The following is a 20,926-nucleotide window of genomic DNA, read 5'->3' as shown; positions in this document are numbered from 1 at the left end:
AGAGGCTAGAGCCGAACTACTTGTTCGTGAACGATTGCGAATTCGCGTTCGAACTACTCGAGTCCTGTGTGCTCCGGTCTCGGAAGTAGCTTCGAGACCGAAATCCGATGTGGACCGTGCTGATTGCACCCAAGATGTAGACGAACGCGAGACGCATGAAGTGGTCGATCAAACCGATACTTGTCCCGAGGGTCGTCGAGATGCTGAACAGACTCAGAACGCCCGCAATGGCCGCCTCGTACGTACCCAAACCGCCCGGTGTCACAGGAACGGCCTGCGTGAGGAACGCTGCGACGGACGCCGTTAAGCCAACGATGAGGTCGAGAGAGACACCGAGTGCGCGGGCACTAAGGAACAGTGTGCTAGCCTCAAGCAACCAGACCGGGAGACTGAGGAAGAGTGCGAGTGCAAGCGCGTACGGATTGTCGAGCAAAGAACCCACGGCGTGTCTGAGACCGGCTAATCCCTCGCGGATACGCGGGAAACGAGACTCGAACCGGTCTGCAATTCGCTCATCTAACTGTACGAGGACGACGAGACCCACGAGAAGGACGAGTGCGAGACCAAAGGCGGCGAGGGCGAGGAAGCGACCTTGGCTGTTCGAGAGAAACATCAATGTCACGATACCCATCAGTAATCCGAGCATCAGCATGTCGAGGATTCGTTCGACGACAACCAGGCCGCTCGTGACGCCGAATGGAACGTCTTCGGTCGATTTGAGCGCGAGGCCGCGAGCTACATCACCGGCCCGAGCGGGTATCAGGAAGTTCACAAACCACCCGGTGAAGATGCTTCTGAGAACCCCACCGCGCGATGCCATATGGCCCGCAGTCCGAAGGAGAACGCGGAAGCGCCACGTCCGGAAGGCGAACGTCGAACCATACATCCCCGCAGCAGCGAGAATCCAAGCAGGTTGGGCATCACTGAGCGTCTGGAAGACGCCCTCGAATCCGGTCAGCGAGAACAGGCCGACGAGAATTGCGATGCCGAACACTGCCGCACCGACAATTCGAAGCGGTCCACCGCTGGTAATCGCACTGAGTAGATCCCGCAGTCCAACGAGGTTGCCAGTAACGAACAAGTCAGAAAGTCGTTTGAGGTAGACCGGCCCCTTCCTCGTGGCATCAAGTTTGCTTACGCCGGCGTCTCGACTCTGCCACGTAACTGGAACTTCCGTACTCGTGAAACCGAGAATGTGCGCTCGAAGTGGTAGTTCAGCAGTGATATCGAAACTATCGGAATCAAGCGTTTCGACGCCGATTTCCTCGATCACTTCACGACGATACGCGGTAAAAGCGTTTGTCACGTCTTTTGACCGGATACCGAACAGTAAACGGATGAGATTGTTGAACGAGCGGTTGTACAGCAGCTTAACCGGAGGGTAACCGTCAACAGAACCTCCCTCGGTGAATCGAGACCCGTAGGCGACATCGTACCCGTCCTCGATAGCTTCGACAAGCTTCGGTACATCGCTAGGGCTATCGGATAAATCGCCCATGAACGGAATGATGATATCGCCAGAGGCTGTCGAAAGCCCTTCTTTTACCGCGTTCCCAAACCCAGGGTTATCGTGGCGGTGAACCACCGTGACCGACGAATACTCTCGTTCGAGTTGATCGCAGAGGCCAGGAGTTTCGTCGGTACTGTTGTCGTCCACGAGGAGGATTTCCAACTCGTGGTCGAACCTCGGCGGAGATAGCTCCGACGTTACCGAGTCAACGAGGCGTTCCAAATTACCGACCTCGTTGTGTGCTGGGACAACCAGCGAAACGAACATTACCGGATAGAGATTCAAGGAACGTTAAAACTCTTGTTCTCTGCGTAGCTTCGAAATAATCGATCCACTGCTGACCTAACTTGTGTGTGTATAAGAAGATATCTGGAACACAGTATTTTTCATCTCATTCCTTTATCTGGCCAGTATGAAGGCAGTTATCCCCGCCGCAGGACAGGGGACAAGACTCTATCCTCAGACACACACCAAGCCGAAGGCGATGGTTCGGCTGGCGGGACGCCCGATTCTCGGTCATATCCTCGTGAGTTTGAGTAACACACGAATCGAGGAAGTCGTCATCGTCGTGGGGGGACAGATGAAGGCTCAAATAATTGACTACAGCACAGCCATGTTCGGCGACCGGTTCGACATTACATTCGTCGAACAAGAACAAGCCGAAGGGTTGGGTCACAGTATCTATCAGGCCGAGGAGGTTTGCCGAGGAGATTCATTGCTCATCGCGTTGGGAGACATGCTGTTCGAGAAGGGATACGAGAAATTCCTTCAGGCACATAACCAACTGGATGACGTCGATGGGAGTATCGGTGTCAAGCAAGTCGAAGAACCGCAGCATTACGGTGTGGTCGAAGTAAACGGAGAAGAACGAATCGAGCAACTCGTCGAAAAACCGGATAACCCACCGTCGGACTTGGCGATTAGCGGAATCTATCTCATCGAAGACAGCGATCTGTTGTTCGACAGCCTTGCGGAACTCGTCGAAAACGACGAACGTGGTGCAGGCGGTGAATATCAACTCACTGATGCCCTCCAGCGAATGATTGATTTCGAAGCGGACCTCGGAACGTTCGAGGTTTACAACTGGTACGACTGTGGCCGTCCGGGGACGTTGTTAGAGGCCAATAGAGTTCTTCTCTCGAAACAGGAGTCGCTGGGAACAGTCCATACCGACAGTGCGGTCATCGTTCCACCTGTTGACATCGGCGACGACGTGACGCTCGAATCGAGCGTTATCGGGCCGAACGTGAGTATTGACAGTGGGACAAGCATCAGAAACAGCATCATCAAAGACAGTATCATCGGCGGGGAGGCGACGCTTGAGAGCGCGAACCTCGAACACAGCATCGTCGGCAGCAGTGCCCGTGTTCACGGTGAAGCAAATCACCTCAACGTCGGCGACAGCAGTACGGTGAACCTATGAGTGATCAACACGCGGTTGTAACCGGTGGAGCGGGGTTCCTTGGGAGTCATCTTGTTGACTCGTTGCTCAATGACGGCTACCAAGTAACCGTCCTCGACAACTTCGGAAGCGGTCGCCCCGAAAATCTCGAACACGTCGACGCGGAGCGATTCGAGACTATCAACCACGACGTAAGCGAACCGTTCCCATCTCTCAACAACGTAGGTGTGGTCTATCACTTTGCGTCCCGTGCAAGTCCGAAAGACTTCGATTCCCACGCAGTTGAGATTGCGCTGGCGAACGGAATGGGAACCCACAACGCGCTTCAGTTCGCGTCGGAGCACGAGGCTCGCGTCGTCCTTGCGTCCACCAGCGAAGTGTATGGTGATCCTGAGGAACATCCCCAACACGAGGAGTATCGTGGGAACGTTAACGTCCGTGGCCCACGAGCTCCGTACGACGAAAGCAAGCGATTCGCAGAGGCGCTTGCTGTCGCCTACGAGGCACAGCACTCTCTCGACATCCGCACTGTGAGAATATTCAACACCTACGGGCCGCGGATGCGCCAAGACGATGGCCGAGTTATTCCGAACTTCCTCACGCAAGCACTCGAAGGAAAAGATCTGACGGTCTACGGCGACGGTTCTCAGACCCGAAGTTTCTGTTACGTCTCTGACCTCATCGCCGGTATTCGAGCGTTCGCAGACGCGCCCAGTGAGGTGGCGAAGGGAGAAGTTGTCAACGTCGGGAACACCGACGAGGTAACGATTTTCGAACTCGCTGAGCTGATACTCGAAATCGTGGATACCGACTCGGATATTACGTACGAACCGTTGCCCGAAGATGACCCGAAGATTCGCCGCCCGGACATCTCGAAAGCCACAGGGATGCTCGACTGGGAACCGACCATCGGTCTAGAAAAAGGCCTCAAACGGACCATCGAAGCGTTCGACGACTGATAGAGACACATCAGATATTTTTAAACCACGGTTTTTATTAGACCGCGGTATCCACCGACCGAGTATGACGAACGTCCTCGTAACAGGAGGCGCGGGATTCGTCGGGAGTCACATTGTCGACGAACTCGTCGCATCCGGATACGACGTGACTGTCGTGGATAATCTGACAGAACAAGTCCACGACGATGAACCCGACTATCTGAACGATGAAGCCGAGTACGTCTGGGGAGACGTCCGCGATCGGGAGTTAATGACGGAACTCCTAGAAGAGGCAGACGTACTGAACCACCAAGCGAGCGCAGTCGGCGTCGGCCAGTCGATGTACGAGATCGAAAAGTACGTTGAAGTGAATACGCTTGCCACTGCCCGTATTCTCGACATTATCGTCAACGAGGATATTTCGCTTGAGAAGATTGTCGTCGCGTCCTCGATGTCAATATACGGAGAAGGCGCGTACCACTGTCCGGAAGAAGATACTCTCCATTACCCATCGCTACGCGGCTCCGAAACGATGGCCGAGGGACAGTGGGAACACGTGTGCCCGGACTGTGGAACCGAGTTAGAGCCTATTGCGACATCCGAGAAAAAACCCCGAGAGAGTACCAGCGTCTACGCCATCAGCAAGAAAGATCAAGAGGAGCTGACGCTATCAGTCGCACGTTCGTACGATATTCCGGCAGTTGCACTCCGGTACTTCAACATTTACGGGAGTCGTCAGGCCCTCGGGAACCCGTACACGGGAGTCTGTGCGATCTTCTCCAGTCGAATCAAGAACGACAACCCACCACTCATCTTCGAGGACGGTGAACAGACGCGCGACTTCATCCACATCAGTGATATCGCCCGAGCGAACCGACTCGCTATGGAACGAGACGAAGCCGAAGACGTGGCGCTCAACCTCGGAACGGGGAATCCGAAGACTATCACCGAAATCGCCGAGACGCTCATCGATCTGTACGGCAAGAGTGACGAGTTAGAACCTGAGATTGCTAACGACTTCCGACAGGGAGACATCCGCCACTGTTACGCCGACACGTCGCGTGCAGCGGAACTCTTAGACTTCAAACCCTCCGTGACATTTGAGGAAGGAATGCGTGAGTTGGTCGAGTGGGGACGCGAACAGGACGCTCAAGACAACTTCGAGGAAGCCCACGCTGAACTAGAGGACAAAGGCCTCGTCGGGGACAACTGAGAGCCAATGACGACACTTGATTCCGTGCTCGTGACGGGTGGTGCTGGATTCGTCGGAAGCCACGCAGTAGAGTACTACGCAGAGCGCGGTTCTGACGTGACCGCACTCGACAATTTGAGTCGAACGGAAACACTAGAGAAGGCCGACGAGAGCCGAAACACCGCGGCCTACAACTGGAACTACATCGAGGAGAACTACCCGGACGTTGAGTTAGTTGAGGCCGACATCCGCGACTTTGAGACGCTCGAGTCAATCGTAGAAGGGCACGATGCAATCGTCCACACGGCCGGGCAAGTCGCCGTGACGGCGTCGCTTACGGACCCACGGACGGACTTTGAGGTGAACGCCGAAGGGACGTTCAACGTCCTCGAAGCCGCTCGAAAAGCCGACAGTGATCCCGCAGTCGTCGTCGCTTCAACGAACAAAGTCTACGGGAACAACGTCAACGAAATCCCCGTGCGCGAGGAGGAGAACCGATACTGGTACGACGACTCGGACTTCGAGAACGGAATCCCAGAGACACTCTCTATCGACGGCTGTGAACACACCCCCTACGGCGTATCCAAGCTTACGGCTGACCTCTACGTTCAGGACTACGCCGAACGCGGCGCAGTAGACGCCGCAGCGTTCCGGATGAGTTGTATCTACGGAACTCGTCAGTTCGGTAACGAAGACCAGGGCTGGGTGGCTCACTTCGCCATCAGTACACTCCGGGACGAGCCATTGACGATATTCGGTGACGGAAAGCAGGTTCGTGACGTTCTCTACGTCAAGGACCTCATCCGAGCCTACGACGCATTCCTCTCCGATCCGGAAGACAAGCCTGCGGTGTACAATATCGGTGGGGGTGCGGAGAACACGACGAGTCTCCTTGAGTTCCTCGACATTCTCGAATCGAAGACCGGTACCCGGACCGATATCTCGTACGACGAGTGGCGCGAGGGCGACCAGAAGGTGTACGTCTCGGACACGTCGCGCGCCCGCGAACATCTCGATTGGGAGGCGCAGGTCAGCTTCGAGGAAGGTATCGAACGATTCGTCGATTGGTACGAGAACCGATAGTCAGGACGCGAAAGAGCGAAGAATTCGCTCATTGATTCGAGCGAGACGAACCGTGAGGGTTTGAAACAGCCCCTCGAGGAGTCGTCATCATAAGGCTTATGCGCGTTTTGCTCACTCCTCAAAGCGATGAGCGTAGACAACGAGCGTCGCGAGGACCACGAGACGACTTCGGTCCTCGAGCGCTTCGAAGACTGGTACCACATCCCCGCCTTACTCGTGGTGATGGTCCTTATGTTGACCATCCGACTCCAGTCGTATAGCAAGTTTATCAGAAACGGAGAAGTGTTCTTTGACGGAAATGACGCGTGGTATCATCTCCGCGAGGTGAGTTACACCGTCAGGCATTGGCCCTCCACGATACCATTCGACCCGTGGACGCATTTCCCCTACGGAACGAGCGTCGGGCAGTTCGGGACGCTCTACGACCAAATCGTCGCAACTGCGGCTCTTGTCATCGGACTAGGTAGTCCAAGCCAAGAGCTCATTGCGAAGACGCTGTTGGTCACGCCCGCCGTATTCGGCGCGCTGACAGCGATTCCGGCCTACATAATCGGTAAACGACTCGCCGGTCGTGGTCCGGGCGTCTTTGCGGCGATTCTTCTCGGACTCATGCCGGGTCTGTTCCTCCAGCGGACCCTCGTTGGCGTCTCCGACCACAACGGTGTCGAGCCGTTCTTCCAAGCCATATCCGTCGCCGCATTACTGATCGCGTTCGCGGTCGCCGAGAAAGAGATGCCCATCTGGGAAATCGTCGCAGAGCGCGACTTCGACGCCATTCGGTCGTCGACCAAGTGGGCAGTCATCGCAGGCGTTGCCACGGCCCTCTATATGTGGGTGTGGCCGCCGGGTGTTCTCATCGTCGGCGTCCTCGGGGCGTTCGTCCTCGTGAAGATGGCGAGCGACGTTGCGAACGGGAAGAGCCCGGAGCCGACGGCGTTCGTCGCCGCCGTCTCCATGGGTGTCACCGCCGTGCTGATGGTTATTCAAATCGAGGAGTTCGGATTCTCTGCGACCAGTTTCTCACTGGTACAGCCGCTTCTTGCACTCATCGTCGCTGGTGGCGCTGTCTTCCTCGCATGGTTTGCTCGACAGTTCGAATCCCGCGACGTGAGTCCGAGTTTCTACCCCGCAGCCGTCTTTGGGATCGTTCTTATTTCACTCGGGATCGTCTACTTCGTACTTCCCGGGATGTGGCGACTCTTGTCGAACAACTTCCTTCGCATCCTCGGGTTCAGCGCCGGTGCAACGACCCGGACTATCGGTGAGGCACAACCGTACCTCTCTCCCGACACTCTCAGCCGACTTCAGCTGACACCAGTGAACCGTATCGTCGCCGACTACGGTTTCACGCTGTTCACTGGAATTGCGGGTGCGACGTGGATGCTCGCAAAGCCGCTCGTTCAGCGAGGCAACACCCGCGACTACGGCTACGTCTTCGGCGGTCTGGCGATTATTGGACTCATCTTCCTCGTCCCCGCCTTCCCGAATGGCATCGGTAGCCTCCTCGGAATCAGCGGTCAACTTGTCGGCCTCGCACTGGTGAGCGCCATTATCGTCGGTGCTGCGCTACTCGCAAAGCAGGACCCCGAACACCTGTTCGTCATCGTCTGGGCGGTCTTCATGACCTCCGCGGCGTTCACCCAACTTCGCTTCCACTACTATCTTGCCGTCATCGTCGTCGTCGTGAACGCGTACCTCCTCAGCGAGGTACTCTCATTCCTCGACGTTCGCGCCACGATGTCGACCGTGACGGATCTCGAACTGTATCAGGTCGTCTCGATCGCCATGGTCGTTCTTCTCATCGCAGCACCCGTTCTCCTCGTTCCGCTCAACGTCCGGAACACGGAAACGGCGGCGCTCGACAAGTCGAACACGGCGTGGGAGACGAGCCAGGGGCACAGTCCGAGTGAGGTTCTCAAATGGGAATCCTCGTTCGAGTGGACCAAAGAGAACACGCCGAAAGAAGGCACGTTCGGCGGTGCGAACAACGAGATGGCGTATTACGGATCGTACGAGAAGACCGACGACTTCCAGTACGCGGACGGATCCTACGGGATCCTCTCGTGGTGGGACTACGGTCACTGGATCACCGTCCAAGGTGAGCGAATCCCGAACGCTAACCCGTTCCAGGAAGGTGCAACTGACTCGGCGAACTTCCTGCTCGCGCCGAACGAGACGCAAGCACAGGACGTTATCGCCTCCCAGAGCACCGAAGGAAACAACACCCGGTACGTGATGGTCGATTGGAAGATGGCCACGCCCGGGTCGAAGTTCAGCGCTCCATCGGTGTTCTACGACGCCGAAGATAACTTCTCGTCCGCAGAATTCTACGAACAGCGCGTTTACCGCTTGAACGATGGGAGACCCACTGGGAACTTCCTCGTCCGCGACCAGCGGTTCTACGACAGCATGATGACGCGCCTGTACTACTACCACGGTAGTGCGAAGGACCCGTCGGCCATCGTCGTAGACTGGGAACCGCGAACCGTACAGACGTCGCAGGGTCCCGTAAGCGTCGCCGGTAATCCGGCCGGTAACGCGACGCTCGTCCGGAGTTTCGATGGGAACATGAGCGCGGCCAAGGAGTTCGTCGAGGAAGACGGAACCTCGCAGATCGGTGGCATCGGTACGTTCCCCGAGGAGCGCGTGCCAGCACTCGAACACTACCGTCTCGTGAAGGTGAGCAACTCCAGCGCCACCTCGTCGAACGACTACCTGCAACTCGTCTACGGTGACGCGCGTGCCGCGCAGGTCAGACCGCAGGCAATGCTCCCGAGAAGCAGTGCCGCGTGGGTCAAGAGCTTCGAGCGCGTCCCCGGTGCGACGGTGCAAGGTAGCGGTGCGCCCGCGAACAGCACTGTCACCGCGAGCGTCGAGATGGAGATTCCGACCGAGAACAGCACATTCGAGTACACACAACAGGCCCAAACGAACGAGGACGGCGAGTTCACGATGACGCTCCCGTACTCGACGACGGGCTACAGCGAGTACGGCCCGGACAACGGCTACACGAACGTCAGCGTCCGCGCGACTGGCCCGTACACCATCTCGTCCGGTGCAAGTCTCAACGAAAGCGGCTACATCGTTGGCTACCAGTCGAACCTCTCCGTCTCGGAGGGACAGGTCAACGGTGACAAGGCCGGCGACATCTCCGTCGAACTGCAGCGGACGGCGCAGAAACTCGAACTGACCACGGGTCAGTCGTCGGACTCCTCGGATTCGTCTGACTCGTCGGGGTCGTCGGATTCGTCGGAATCAACTGATTCGTCCAGTTCGTCGGATTCGTCTGACTCCTCGGATTCGACCGATAGCACGACGTCATCATCTATCGTCGTCCCCGAGTCGGCGTTCGCGGCGAAACCCGCAGTATAGCGCAACGCGTCGTTTTTTCTTTCTTTCAGTCACCCACAATCGAGACCGAAAGCGGTGCGTCCGCTCCTCGGAGTAACATAAAACAGAAGCCGCGCCCGGTTAGAGACGAATTCAGGCCACAACTCTTAGATCAACGAATCGTGTGGGATCAACGAATCGTGTGGGACCACCGATGCCGATCAGACGAGTGACTCGTAGACGATACCTTCACGTCGCGTGACGATGTTCCGACCGTCCACGACGACGGCGTCGGCCATCGCGTCGAACTCGTCGTCCAGTGCGGCGAACTCGTCCCAGTCGGTGACGACGAGCGCGGCATCGGCACCGTCGAGTGCGCTTTCTGCCGAGTCGGCGTAGTCGAGGTCGGGGAACTTATCGCGGAAGTTCTCGGTCGCTACTGGGTCGTATCCGACCACGTCGGCACCTGCGTCAAGGAGCGCGTCAATGAGCGGAATCGCGCGGGAGTTGCGCACGTCGTCAGTCCCCGGTTTGAACGCGAGTCCGAGGACGGCGATTCGGGCACCGTCTGGATCAGCGTGGTCACGGAGAATGTCGAGCATCCGAACCGGTTGGTTGTCGTTCACCTCGACGGCCGCATCGAGCATCGCGGGTTCGTAGCCCACGTCGCGGGCGGCGGCGACGATGGCGGCGACGTCTTTCGGGAAGCAACTGCCACCCCATCCGACGCCCGCACCGAGGAACTCCGAACCGATACGGGAGTCGAGACCGATAGCGTCCAGTACCTCATCAGTGTCTACTTCGTACTCTTTGCAGATGTTAGCGAGGTCGTTGACGAGCGAAATCTTCGCTGCGAGGAACGCGTTGTTGGCGTACTTGATCATCTCGGCCTCGCGGATGCCCGTCTCAACGAGAGAGGCGTCCGGTGCGCGTTCGAGGAGCGGGTCGAACACGCCGCGAAGTCGTTCGGCCGCGCGGTCGGTGTGTGACCCGAGGACGACCTTGTCGGGGTCGAGGAAGTCGTCTACGGCCGACCCCTCGCGGAGGAACTCGGGGTTCATCCCCACATCGAAGTCCTCACCGACGGTCTTGCCCGAGTGTTCTTCGAGAATCGGGGCGATAACCTCTTCCGTCGTCGTCGGCACGACAGTACTTTTCGTGACGACGAGGTGGTAGTCGTCTTTCTCCGCGAGCGTCGCGCCGAGCGATTTCGCCCCTGCCTCCATCACCGAGAGATCGATGTGGCCGTCGTCCGTGGAGGGTGTCGAGAGGGCGAGGAACGTCACGTCGGTGTCGAGAATGGCATCGTAGTCGGTGGTCGCGCGGAGTCGGTCTCCGGCGTGCTCTTCGATACGTTCGTCGAGGCTGGGTTCGTGGATTGGCGAGTTGCCGCTGTTCAGCGTCTCTACGATCTCCTCGTCGATGTCCACGTTCACCACGTTGTGGCCGACATCAGCGAAGCAGGCGGCGATAGTCGTTCCAACGTACCCACTGCCGATGATACTGATTTCCATTGTCGTGTTGCACTCACCGTGAGCGTTTCAACATTCTCCTTGGTCGCGGCGTCTGACACCGATCCGTCCGAGTGGCGCCGAACTGCGACACGTCGCAGACTGTCGTGCGGAGCGAAACATGGGAGTACCCGGGCGACAAACGACTGCGCATGTCGAAGCCCTCGGACGATGCTCGCGGACAACTCAATTCCTCGTGGGTTGTCATTTTCATCAAAGGTATTTGCATGGGAGCTGCAGACGCTGTCCCCGGCGTTTCCGGCGGTACCATCGCACTCATAACCGGTATCTACGAACGACTTATCGCGGCTGTGACAGCCATCTCGCCCGGCCGAATCATGGCCGTTCTCGGCGGTGTCGTCCCCGAACGACGGGGGGACGCAATCGCGGCACTCAAGAAAATGGACGTTGGGTTCCTCATCGCCCTGGGGGCTGGTATCGCTGTCTCCGTCACAAGCATCACTCGCGTCATGCACATCGGAATCAACACCTACCCGGTCCTCACATTCGGGTTCTTCTTCGGTCTCATCGCCGCCTCGGCGTGGGTGCTGTTCACCGAAGTCGAAGTCAACACGCCCGGCCGAATCGGTGCCGCCATCGCCGGGTTCGTCTTCGCGTTTGTCGCTTCCGGCCAGGCGGGAACCTCGCTCGGAACGGGGCTTCCCGTTACCGTTCTCGCGGGAGCGATAGCCGTCAGCGCGATGATTCTCCCCGGTATCTCGGGATCGCTGTTGCTCATCCTTCTCGGCCAGTACGAGTACATGTCCGGTGCGCTGAAGTCGTTCGTCGATGGCCTCCTCGGACTGGTCGTCGGCGGGTCAACGACACCTGTCACAGAAAGCGGTCTGATCGTCGTTGCGTTCATGCTCGGTGCCGTTATCGGCCTATTCACCATCGCACACGCCGTTCGATGGGCACTCGAACACCACCGCAAGCCGACGCTCGCGTTCCTCGTCGCCCTCATCGTCGGCGCACTGCGCGCACCCGTTGCCAAGACGGGAGAGAATCTCGCTGAGTTGGGTCGCGTCTGGACGACGGAAGCGTACGCTATCTTCGCCGCGATGGCAATCGTCGGCGCTGGCGCTGTGCTCCTCGTGGACCGCTATGCGGGGCTCGCAGAGATTAACGACGACACGATAGACGACGAAACTGGAGATGAGACCACCCCGAGTGGAGGTCTCGACTGAGGATGAGATAGACGTTCGCGGTCGATCTAATCGTACGTACGGTTCGTCTGAACGAGTGCGGAGTGGCGCAGGTTACTCCCGTGGGACCGAGAGGTTGAACAAGGCGTCGCTTCCGCACTCCTCACAGGTCGTGATCGGTTTTCCTGTGGTGCGTGCGCCACAGTCACGACACTCGTAGTAGCTCTCCGTTGGACTGTACGGGTCCACATCCGTGTGCGTCAACACCATGTTAATTACTCACACACAAAGAGAGATAAACGTTGCCCTGACACAACTGTATTCGGAATTTACCTCAATATATCACTAGTGTTTTCGCATATTTCTCGACGTACGTCTGTATCTTACCTGTTTCGTGCGACGCAGACGAACGTCTCCCGGCGGGTCGTCGCTCGGATCACGTCAAAGCCGTGCGCCTCGAAGGCGGTCACGGCATCGCCTAGTCCGTAGCGTTCGTCGGTTGGCGGACCGGACTCGCCGTCGCCGGCTTTCGTCCAATCGACGGTAACGACGCGCCCACCGGGTTTCACGACACGTGCGAGTTCTGCGACTGCGTCGTCGGACGCGAACTCGTGATACGTCATCGTCGAAAACGCCGCGTCGAGTTCGTCGTCAGCGAACGGGAGCGAAGACACGTCCGCCGTGACGAACGTGACGGTGTCGGGTGCCCCCTTCTGACGGTAGAACTCGTGCATCTCAGACTGTACGTCCACGGCGTAGCACGTGCCGACGTGCGGTGCCACGTCGTCGGTGTAGAAACCGGTTCCACTCCCGAAGTCCGCGACGACGGCGTCCGGGTTCGGACGCAAGAGCGAGAGGAGTTCCTCACGCGAGCAGTACCGATACCGCCCCTCGTCATCGAGATTTTCGGCGCGGTCAACGTCGAACGTGTGAAAGCCCATGGGAGGCGTTCTGTTCGATACAACCTAAACCTGCGGCCCCATCGATACCGAGATCTGCGGTCACACTAACACGGTCTGAATCTGCGGTCTCGCACTCGGTAGCTCTGCCGGAGAAGCAAACTTAACTCTCCGAACCGTCGTTCGACGTAGTGATGAGCGAACCGAAACTCCGCACGCCGACGAAACGAACCTGTGAGCGATGCGGTCGCGTCGAACGATGGGACGCCGCGCAGACGACCTGGCGCGTGGTTGAAGCGGACGGCGAACGGCAAGTCGGGAGTCCCTACTGTATCCACGAGTGGGACATCAACGGAACGTTCGCGCCGTTCGAAGATAAGAACGCACACGCCTGAGAACTCGTGCCAACTGTCTACGTTACCGCGCCGTCGGACCACGCCGAGGATATCGCGCACACTCTCGTTGAAGAACGACTCGCCGCCTGCGTCAACCGCGTCGCCTGTGAGTCGGTGTACCGATGGGACGGCGAGGTGTTCGACGAGTCAGAGGTGATTCTCTTGGCGAAGACGACGGCGGAGCGCTACGGCGAACTCCGCAAGCGAATCACGGAGTTGCATCCGTACGATGTCCCCTGCATCGAACGGTTCGATGAAGACGACGTTCTCCCCGCGTACGCGGCGTGGGTCGAAGGCGCGACGGCCGACGGCGAAGACGAAGGCGACGGCGTCGAGTGAGTGTCGGTGAGGGAGTTGGTAAGTATGTGGGTAAGTGAATAAGTGAGTGAGTAAGTGAGCGACCGGAAAGCGCCTGAGAGCGTTACTCTTGGATTGATTCCAGCACTGAGAGCGTCCCGTCCATGTACGACGCAGAGAGGACCTCGTCGGCGGCGGCCTTCGCCGCCTCGTCGGCGTTGGCGACGGCGTAGGACTGGCCGACGACGCCGAACGTGGACGTATCATTCGTACTGTCACCGACGGCGACGAACTCGTCCGGATCCATCGATAACGTCTCGCAGAGTCGCTTGAACCCGATTCCTTTCTCGACGCCGGGCGTCTTGACGTGGTAGGCGTACCCCGTGTCGATAACGTCCATCTCGTATTCGGTGGCGACTTCGCGGAGGAGTTTCTCGTCGGCCGCGAGACTCACCGCAATCTCGGTCTCGCGCCAGTAGTTCGTATCGTCAAACGAACCCCAACCGAGGTCACCGCCGCGGGCGACAAACTCGTCTGCGACGGCCTGTGCGCGTTCCTTGTCGCCGGTGTACGTCACCTCGCCGTTAGCGAGGACGACGCCCCCGTTCTCCGCAACAACGTTCCGTTCGAGGCCAAGATAGTGACACAAACTGACCGGATACGGGAACGATTTGCCCGTCGCGAGGACGACAGGGGCATCCCACGAGGGAAGCACGTCGAACGCGCGCGGGTCGAGGCGACCGGGTTCATCGGTGAGCGTCCCATCGATGTCGAGAACGAGCGGCGGCACGTCTGAAGCCATGGTCGGCGTTCGGTGGGGGAGAAAAAAGAATCACCGCTCGGAACGGGTCACACTGTCACCGGCCCCGCCGAGTCGGTCGAAGACGGTCGTCGGAAAGTTCGGTTCCGGACGGGTCGGCGGGCGGCCGGGACCGTCATCTCCCAGACCGGTATCCACACGGCGGACAATGCCGTCATCAGCGAGTTCGTAGAGGACGCGTTTCACCGTCGCGGCCGAGAGGTCAACTGACGGATGCGCGGCGATGGCATCAGCGGCAACGGTGACCGAAGAACAGTCTGCAGGGTCTAACGATGCGAGGACGGCGAGTACGCGACGACGACTCGCCGGGAGAGCAAAGACGCGGCCGAGCGCACAGCCATCTTCGGGTACTGCATCGCATCCCGCAGCGACGTGCGAGGAGCCGATGCGCGTCGCTCCGTCGTCTGTAGCGACGACGGCCGCGCTGAACAGGGCCGCGAGTCCATCGTGAGCGTCGCCGTCAGCCCACGCGGCCACCTCGCTCACTGTTTCGTGGTCAATGCCGTCGCGGACGAGTCCGTCCGAGGCCCGTCTGGTCAACACGTCCACGAGTGCGTGCCGTTCGTATCGGGGCACTTCGACCGATTCGACGTGGGCGTCGGGAAACGCACGCCCGACGGCGACGTACGAGAGTGCCGGCGACATCTCCTCGAACGTCGAATCGAGTGTTTCGAGCGTGACTGTCTTCGATTCTCCCACGTGATCGACGGCGACGACGAGACGGCGAAACCGGTCGAGTTCGTCGCGGAGTCTGTCACGGAGGGCAGCGGTGCCGACGCCCCGTTCGGGGACGGCGTCATCGGCGACGGCAGCGAGGACGGCGCGGAGAAGCGCAAATTCTGAATCCGCGGCGCGCGCGTCAACGGCGGCGAACTCGGTGACCGCAGACGTTGCAGCACGCGTCGTCGTCTGTATAGCACCGTGTTGAGTCGGTGCCGTCGCGGCGAGATGTTCGAACAACGCGGCCACGACCGCGGACTTTCCAGCGCCTTTCGGCCCGACGACGCAGAAGCTCTCGGGGAGGCGGCCGTCGAATGCGGGGTCGAGTCGGTCGAGGAGTCGTTCGAGCGTCGGTCCACGGCCGACCGGTTCTGTGAGGTGGTGCGTCGGGTTCAGCGCGGACAGGTCGCGGACGAGTCGGTGAGTCCCGTCCCCGCGTCGTCGTCGTCGGTCGATTCGGTCAGTAAGTCTCATCGTCGTTCCGGGTGTCGTTGCGAGGTTCTTCGAGGATCGATAAAAACTCCCGGTATCGATATCTATTTTCTGGGCCGAATATATTCAGTGACAGTCGCTGATTCGGCCATTAATCGACGTGTTCTAAGAGAGTCCTCTTCGATAAGTAACGGCTCCAGTAACTATTATGATCGTTTATTCGTGTTTTTGGCTGTAGAGACAGTACTTCGATGCTAATTCGCCATATACAGCCGTATACGGCGTCTATGAACCAGTCACACTACAGAACAGTCGGCGGATAATTAATTTACTAGTGGTGCCCGTCGAGAGGTAAAATAAAGTGCTGGCAGTCCCACCTGTCGAAGGTGAGATGACCGAAACGCCGAGCGTCCTCGTCATCGGCGGCGGGTCAACCGGGTGCGGCATCGTACGCGACCTTGCGATGCGCGGACTCGACGTGACTCTCGTCGAGAAGGGGAACCTGACACACGGGACGACGGGCCGGATGCACGGCTTACTCCACAGTGGGGGACGATACGCCGTCTCTGACCAGCCGTCCGCGACAGAGTGTATCGAAGAAAACCGCGTCCTGCGACGGATCGCAAGTCACTGCGTGGAGATGACCGGCGGTCTGTTCGTCCAACGGCCCGAGGACAGCGACGACTACTTCGAGGAGAAGTTAGAAGGGTGCCGCGAGTGTGGCATCCCGGCCGAAGTTCTCTCCGCCGAAGAGGCCCGCGAGATGGAACCGTACCTCGCAGAGGACATCAAACGAGCCATCCGCGTCCCCGACGGCGCGATTGATCCGTTCCGTCTCTGTGTCGCCAACGCCGCCGACGCCATCGATCACGGTGCCCGCGTCGAGACGCACGCCGAAGTCGTTGACGTGCTCATCGAAGACGGCGAAGTCGTCGGTGTCGAAGTCGAACACGGGGAGGCAGACCTCGGAATCGCCGAGGGCGAACCCGGAACGCGGGAAAAACTGTACGCCGACTACGTCGTGAACGCAACGGGCGCGTGGGCCGGGCAAATCGGCGACATGGCGGGCGTCGATGTGGCGGTTCGCCCCTCGAAGGGCGTCATGACCATCATGAACGTGCGGCAAGTCGATACGGTCGTCAACCGCTGTCGGCCGAAAGGCGACGCCGATATCGTCGTCCCGCACGAGACGACGTGCATCCTCGGCACCACCGACGAAGAAGTCGATGACCCCGAAGACTACCCCGAGGAAGGGTGGGAAGTCGATCTGATGATCGATACACTCTCGGAACTCGTGCCGATGCTGAGCGAAGCGCGGACGATTCGCTCGTTCTGGGGGGTCCGTCCGCTTTACGAACCGCCGGGAACGGGGACGGAGGACCCGACGGACATCACGCGCGATTTCTTCCTCTTAGACCACGCCGACCGGGACGACCTGCCGGGCATGTCCTCTATCGTCGGCGGAAAGCTGACCACCTACCGCATGATGGCCGAGAAGATTTCCGACCACGTCTGCGAGAAAGTCGGCGTCGAGGCCGAGTGTCGGACCGCTGAGGAGCCACTGCCAGGATCTGAAGACTTCTCCGTCCTCCGCGATTGGATGGACGAGTTCGGGATTCGCTCGCCTATCGGACGCCGGAGCGCTCAGCGACTTGGGTCGCGTACGGACGACGTACTCGGCGAGTGGGACGGCCCGAACCCCGTTGTCTGTGAGTGCGAAGGCGTCACGCGCGCGGAGATTCACGACGCGATGAACCACGCGGGGACCGACCTGAACGCCGTCCGGATCCGAACGCGCGCCTCGATGGGGAACTGTCAGGGTGCGTTCTGCTCGCACCGAATGGCTAACGAACTGGTCGAGGATCACAGCGAACTCGTCGTCCGCGACTCGCTGGACGAACTCTACCAAGAACGCTGGAAGGGCGAACGACACGCCCTCTGGGGCAGACAACTCTCACAGGCAATGCTGAAGCACATGCTCCACGCGACGACGATGAACCGTGACGGCGACCCCGCCGCGTCCGATGCCGATGTGGACTTCGGCGCGTTCGACGCCGGAACCGGGGCGGCTGCCGGAGAAACGTCGGGTACCGGCGGCGACACCGACCGGGCGGCGACAGACGGAGGCGCGCCAACCGACGGTTCGCTGGCGGAGGTGAACGATGCCGATTCGTGAAGACGTGCTCGTCGTCGGCGGCGGCCTCGCGGCCGCAACGTCCGCTCTCGCCGCGGCCGAGTCGGGCAAGACGGTCAGACTCGTCGCGCACAAGAAGAGTACGCTCAGGCAAGCCAGCGGGCTGATAGACGTACTCGGCTACACGGATGGAGACGGACCACATGCGGACCCCTACGCCGCGATATCCGACCTCCCCGACGACCACCCGTACAAACTCGTCGGCGAGGACGGAATCAAGGAGGGACTGCGCATCTTCGACGAGGCGGTTGGCGAGATGTACGCGGGCGGGCACACCGACACGAATGCGCTCGTTCCAACCTACGGCGGAACGGTCAAACCGACAGCGCGGTATCCGAAGTCGGTCGAACCGGGCCTTGCCAGCGTGGGGGAACCGACTCTGTTTGTCGGGTTCGAGGGAACGACTGACTTCGCACCGCAGGTCGTCGCCGACCACGTTGCTGCCGCGGGCGTCCCGTTCGAGACGCGCGGCGTCCGCGTTCCGTTCCCCAAAACGTTCCGCGACGACGCGCGCCTGACCCGTTTGGCGAAGGCGTTAGACAAAGACGAATCCGCCGGCCGCGTCGGCGTCCGCCGGAGCCTCGCGGAGACGGTGAAAGCACACCTCGAAGGCGAAGAGCGGGTCGGCTTCCCCGCGATGCTCGGAGACGCACACGGCGAGGAAGTTCGCGCGGAACTCGAAGACCGACTCGGCGTCTCGGTGTTCGAGGTGCCGACCGGACCGCCGAGTCTCCTCGGCCTCCAACTCGAAGACCGCCTGTTCGACGCCTTAGACGAGGCTGGCGTCCGAATCTCGACCGGGAACCCCGCTGTGGGCTACGAGGCCGACGGCGACCGAATCGAGGCAGTGTACGTAGACCGCAGGGGGAACCGCGTCCCGTACCACGCCGAGGAGTTCGTCCTCGCAACGGGGGGACTCGTCGGCAAGGGAATCGACTCCGACCGCGAGCGCGTCACCGAACCAGTCTTCGGCTGTCACATCCCGCACCCCGACGACCGGTACGACTGGTCCGACGAGGAAGCGTTCGGCGGCCACGAGTTCGCCCGGTTCGGCGTCGTCCCCGACGAGGAGATGCGACCCACCACGGCGAGTGGCGAACCACACTTCGAGAACCTACGCGCTGCGGGCAGCGTCGTCGGCGGTGCCGACGTGGCGCGCGAGAAATCCGCGAGCGGCGTTTCACTGGCGACGGGAGCCGTCGCCGGAAGCCGCGCCGGGGAGGAAGCCTGACTACATGAGCGACGCAGAGAACCCACCCAACGTTACACCAGACGAACAGACCGACTTCGAACCCGTACAAGTGTTCGACGACGAGACGGAGATGGACCTCCGTCCCGGCGCGGACAACTGCTATAAGTGTACCTCCTGCGACACGTCCTGTCCGGTCGCGGAGGTCAACGACGACTTCCCCGGGCCGAAGTTCCAGGGCCCCGAGCAGTGGCGGCTGAAGCGCAAGGACGATGCGGACATCGACGACTCCATCATGTCGTGTTCGAACTGCATGCGCTGTGACAACGCGTGTCCGTCGAGCGTCCCGCTGAGCCAGATGCACAACACCGCACGCGGGGAGTACGTAGACGAGCAGATGGACAAACTCTCCCGAGAGTACATCCGCAACCGCATCCTCTCGAACTACCGCACCATGGCCGAAATCGGGAGCAAGGTGCCCCGACTGACCAACTTCCTGATGGGTAACTCCCTCGTCCAGAAGATCAACGAGAAGGTGCTCGGTATCACGTCCGAACGCGAGTTCCCCGAGTTCGCCCAACAGACCTTCCGCGAGTGGTGGGCTGAACGCGGTGGCGCGAAAGTCTCCTCCGACGAGAAGAAAATCGCGTACTTCCACGGCTGTTACTCGAACTACAACACGCCCGAGGTTGCAAAGGCACTCGTCCGCGTCTACGAGGAGTTCGGCTACGAGATAGCCGTCCCGCGACAACGCTGTTCGGGGACGCCGATGTTCGCAAACGGGATGTTGGACGACGCCGGACGCGCCGCGAAAACGAACGTCTCGGAGTTCAACGACCTCCTTGAGGAAGGGTACGATATCGTCGCGTCGTGTACTTCCTGTTCGATGTCGCTCCGGCAGGAATATCCCGAACTGTTCGAGTACCACGGCACCGAGGAAGTCGCCGCGAACACGTACGAGGCGATGGAGTACCTCCGCATCCACGAGGACCTCGAATCTGAACTCAAAGACGCCTCCGTCTCCGAGCAGTCGTTCGCCTACCACGCACCGTGTCACGCCCGCAATCAGGGTCTCGACCGGCAGGCAGTCGAACTGTTCCGCGAACTCGACGGCGTCACCATCGAGGACGTGGGCGACTCCTGTTCGGGTATCTCCGGAACCTACGGGTGGAAAGAAGAGAAGTACGAAACGTCGATGAAAATCGGTGAGGAGATGTTCGACCACATGAGCCACGCCGAGGGGAACGTCGGCATGACCGAGTGTCCGACGTGTTCGATGCAGATGGAACACGGCACCGGCTACGACATCAAGCACCCGCTCCAACTGCTCGAAGAAGCGCTGGTCTGAACCCTCCCTCCGCTCTCACGCTTCCAACTCGATTCTGAGCGCGGTCGGTTTCCCCGACTTCCCGCGGCCCGAGTTCACGACCAGTTCGATTGCGTCGAGGTACCCCTCGTGGTCGTCTGCCCATCCCGACCCGGTGTCGAAGACGATGAACTTCACTGTCTCCGAGGCGTAGTCGATCTCTTTGTCAGTTGCCGACCCGAAGTGGTCGTTCCAGTTTATCGTCCCCGACTGGAGGTCCTGTAGTGTTGGTTGTCCGTAGAAGCCGAAGAAACCGAGGTTCGCCGCGTCGAAGAACGTTAGCTGATTCGTTCCCGGGTCTGTGGACCACTCAACCCACGTGTCCGCGGGTGCGTCGAGGTTGTTCGACAGGTACGGCTCCCAGTTCAGCCGATACCCGTACCACGACGCCGTATCGTCCTCGTTGTCCGGTTCCGTGTAGATGTTGACGTAGATGTTCGGCGCGTGGCTTCCATCGACCGGCGCTCCGACCTTCTTCGTGTGGTACGACAGCGACTGGATGT

The 20,926-nt window shown here is 59.8% G+C and carries 18 protein-coding genes; 11 read left to right on the top strand and 7 right to left on the bottom strand.

From position 1 onward, the window contains the following. Nucleotides 1–16 precede the first annotated feature (16 nt). A complete protein-coding gene (locus tag HBOR_RS08225) occupies nt 17–1,777 on the bottom strand; it encodes a flippase-like domain-containing protein (protein WP_006054817.1) in 1,761 nt (586 codons plus the stop codon). Nucleotides 1,778–1,922: 145 nt separating this feature from the next. On the opposite strand from HBOR_RS08225, the gene HBOR_RS08220 reads away from it, so the two are divergent. The 5 genes from HBOR_RS08220 (at nt 1,923) to HBOR_RS08200 (ending at nt 9,497) form a co-directional block, all read left to right on the top strand. Further along, nucleotides 1,923–2,933 (top strand): sugar phosphate nucleotidyltransferase, encoded by a 1,011-nt coding sequence (locus tag HBOR_RS08220; RefSeq protein ID WP_013440583.1) that lies wholly within the window; start codon nt 1,923–1,925, stop codon nt 2,931–2,933. Beyond that, the gene (locus HBOR_RS08215; RefSeq protein WP_006054815.1) at nt 2,930–3,871 is read left to right on the top strand and encodes an NAD-dependent epimerase/dehydratase family protein; all 942 of its coding nucleotides are present in this window, start codon (nt 2,930–2,932) and stop codon (nt 3,869–3,871) included. Before HBOR_RS08220 ends, HBOR_RS08215 begins: the two co-directional genes overlap by 4 nt. A gap of 64 nt (nt 3,872–3,935) precedes the next feature. After that, nucleotides 3,936–5,063: an SDR family NAD(P)-dependent oxidoreductase gene (locus HBOR_RS08210; RefSeq protein ID WP_006054814.1), complete on the top strand. Its 1,128-nt coding sequence runs from the start codon at nt 3,936–3,938 to the stop codon at nt 5,061–5,063. Between the two features lie 6 nt (nt 5,064–5,069). Continuing rightward, complete coding sequence (locus HBOR_RS08205) at nt 5,070–6,125, top strand: NAD-dependent epimerase/dehydratase family protein (protein WP_013440582.1); 1,056 nt, start codon at nt 5,070–5,072, stop codon at nt 6,123–6,125. Nucleotides 6,126–6,251: 126 nt separating this feature from the next. Next, nucleotides 6,252–9,497 (top strand): oligosaccharyl transferase, archaeosortase A system-associated, encoded by a 3,246-nt coding sequence (locus HBOR_RS08200; protein ID WP_006054812.1) that lies wholly within the window; start codon nt 6,252–6,254, stop codon nt 9,495–9,497. A gap of 179 nt (nt 9,498–9,676) precedes the next feature. On the opposite strand, the gene aglM is transcribed toward HBOR_RS08200, so the two are convergent. Next, nucleotides 9,677–10,969, bottom strand: coding sequence for a UDP-glucose 6-dehydrogenase AglM (aglM, locus tag HBOR_RS08195; RefSeq protein WP_006054811.1), 1,293 nt, complete (start codon nt 10,967–10,969; stop codon nt 9,677–9,679). 149 nt (nt 10,970–11,118) lie between these two features. Between aglM and HBOR_RS08190 the strand changes: the two genes are divergently transcribed. Further along, nucleotides 11,119–12,153 (top strand): DUF368 domain-containing protein, encoded by a 1,035-nt coding sequence (locus HBOR_RS08190; protein ID WP_049890583.1) that lies wholly within the window; start codon nt 11,119–11,121, stop codon nt 12,151–12,153. Nucleotides 12,154–12,225: 72 nt separating this feature from the next. On the opposite strand, the gene HBOR_RS19685 is transcribed toward HBOR_RS08190, so the two are convergent. Beyond that, nucleotides 12,226–12,381, bottom strand: coding sequence for a rubrerythrin-like domain-containing protein (locus HBOR_RS19685; RefSeq protein WP_006054809.1), 156 nt, complete (start codon nt 12,379–12,381; stop codon nt 12,226–12,228). Between the two features lie 113 nt (nt 12,382–12,494). Further along, a complete protein-coding gene (locus HBOR_RS08185; protein ID WP_006054808.1) occupies nt 12,495–13,052 on the bottom strand; it encodes a class I SAM-dependent methyltransferase in 558 nt (185 codons plus the stop codon). A 152-nt stretch (nt 13,053–13,204) separates the two neighbouring features. Between HBOR_RS08185 and HBOR_RS08180 the strand changes: the two genes are divergently transcribed. Then, a complete protein-coding gene (locus HBOR_RS08180) occupies nt 13,205–13,405 on the top strand; it encodes an HEWD family protein (protein WP_006054807.1) in 201 nt (66 codons plus the stop codon). A 6-nt stretch (nt 13,406–13,411) separates the two neighbouring features. After that, nucleotides 13,412–13,744, top strand: a complete 333-nt coding sequence (gene cutA, locus HBOR_RS08175; RefSeq protein ID WP_006054806.1) for a divalent-cation tolerance protein CutA — start codon at nt 13,412–13,414, stop codon at nt 13,742–13,744. A gap of 82 nt (nt 13,745–13,826) precedes the next feature. Here cutA and HBOR_RS08170 read toward each other — a convergent pair whose 3' ends face one another. Together HBOR_RS08170 and HBOR_RS08165 are read right to left on the bottom strand one after the other, a co-directional pair. Further along, nucleotides 13,827–14,504 (bottom strand): phosphoglycolate phosphatase, encoded by a 678-nt coding sequence (locus HBOR_RS08170; protein ID WP_006054805.1) that lies wholly within the window; start codon nt 14,502–14,504, stop codon nt 13,827–13,829. 30 nt (nt 14,505–14,534) lie between these two features. After that, a complete protein-coding gene (locus tag HBOR_RS08165; RefSeq protein ID WP_006054804.1) occupies nt 14,535–15,716 on the bottom strand; it encodes a Cdc6/Cdc18 family protein in 1,182 nt (393 codons plus the stop codon). Between the two features lie 349 nt (nt 15,717–16,065). Between HBOR_RS08165 and glpA the strand changes: the two genes are divergently transcribed. Genes glpA through HBOR_RS08150 form a run of 3 tightly spaced genes read left to right on the top strand, consistent with a single transcriptional unit; the run spans nt 16,066 to nt 20,405 of the window. Further along, nucleotides 16,066–17,850: an anaerobic glycerol-3-phosphate dehydrogenase subunit GlpA gene (glpA, locus tag HBOR_RS08160; RefSeq protein ID WP_013440581.1), complete on the top strand. Its 1,785-nt coding sequence runs from the start codon at nt 16,066–16,068 to the stop codon at nt 17,848–17,850. Further along, complete coding sequence (glpB, locus tag HBOR_RS08155; protein WP_006054802.1) at nt 17,837–19,099, top strand: glycerol-3-phosphate dehydrogenase subunit GlpB; 1,263 nt, start codon at nt 17,837–17,839, stop codon at nt 19,097–19,099. Before glpA ends, glpB begins: the two co-directional genes overlap by 14 nt. A gap of 4 nt (nt 19,100–19,103) precedes the next feature. Then, complete coding sequence (locus HBOR_RS08150) at nt 19,104–20,405, top strand: anaerobic glycerol-3-phosphate dehydrogenase subunit C (RefSeq protein ID WP_006054801.1); 1,302 nt, start codon at nt 19,104–19,106, stop codon at nt 20,403–20,405. A 15-nt stretch (nt 20,406–20,420) separates the two neighbouring features. Here the strand turns inward: HBOR_RS08150 and HBOR_RS19975 are convergent, their stop codons facing one another. Next, nucleotides 20,421–20,561 carry a hypothetical protein gene (locus HBOR_RS19975; protein WP_006054800.1) on the bottom strand — a complete coding sequence of 47 codons (141 nt, stop codon included), beginning with the start codon at nt 20,559–20,561 and terminating at the stop codon, nt 20,421–20,423. Nucleotides 20,562–20,926 lie beyond the last annotated feature (365 nt).

It is taken from the genome of Halogeometricum borinquense DSM 11551 (assembly GCF_000172995.2).
Taxonomy (GTDB): Archaea; Halobacteriota; Halobacteria; order Halobacteriales; family Haloferacaceae; genus Halogeometricum; species Halogeometricum borinquense.
Note: the sequence above shows the minus strand (reverse complement) of the source record. Positions and strands in the feature narration are given on the sequence as shown.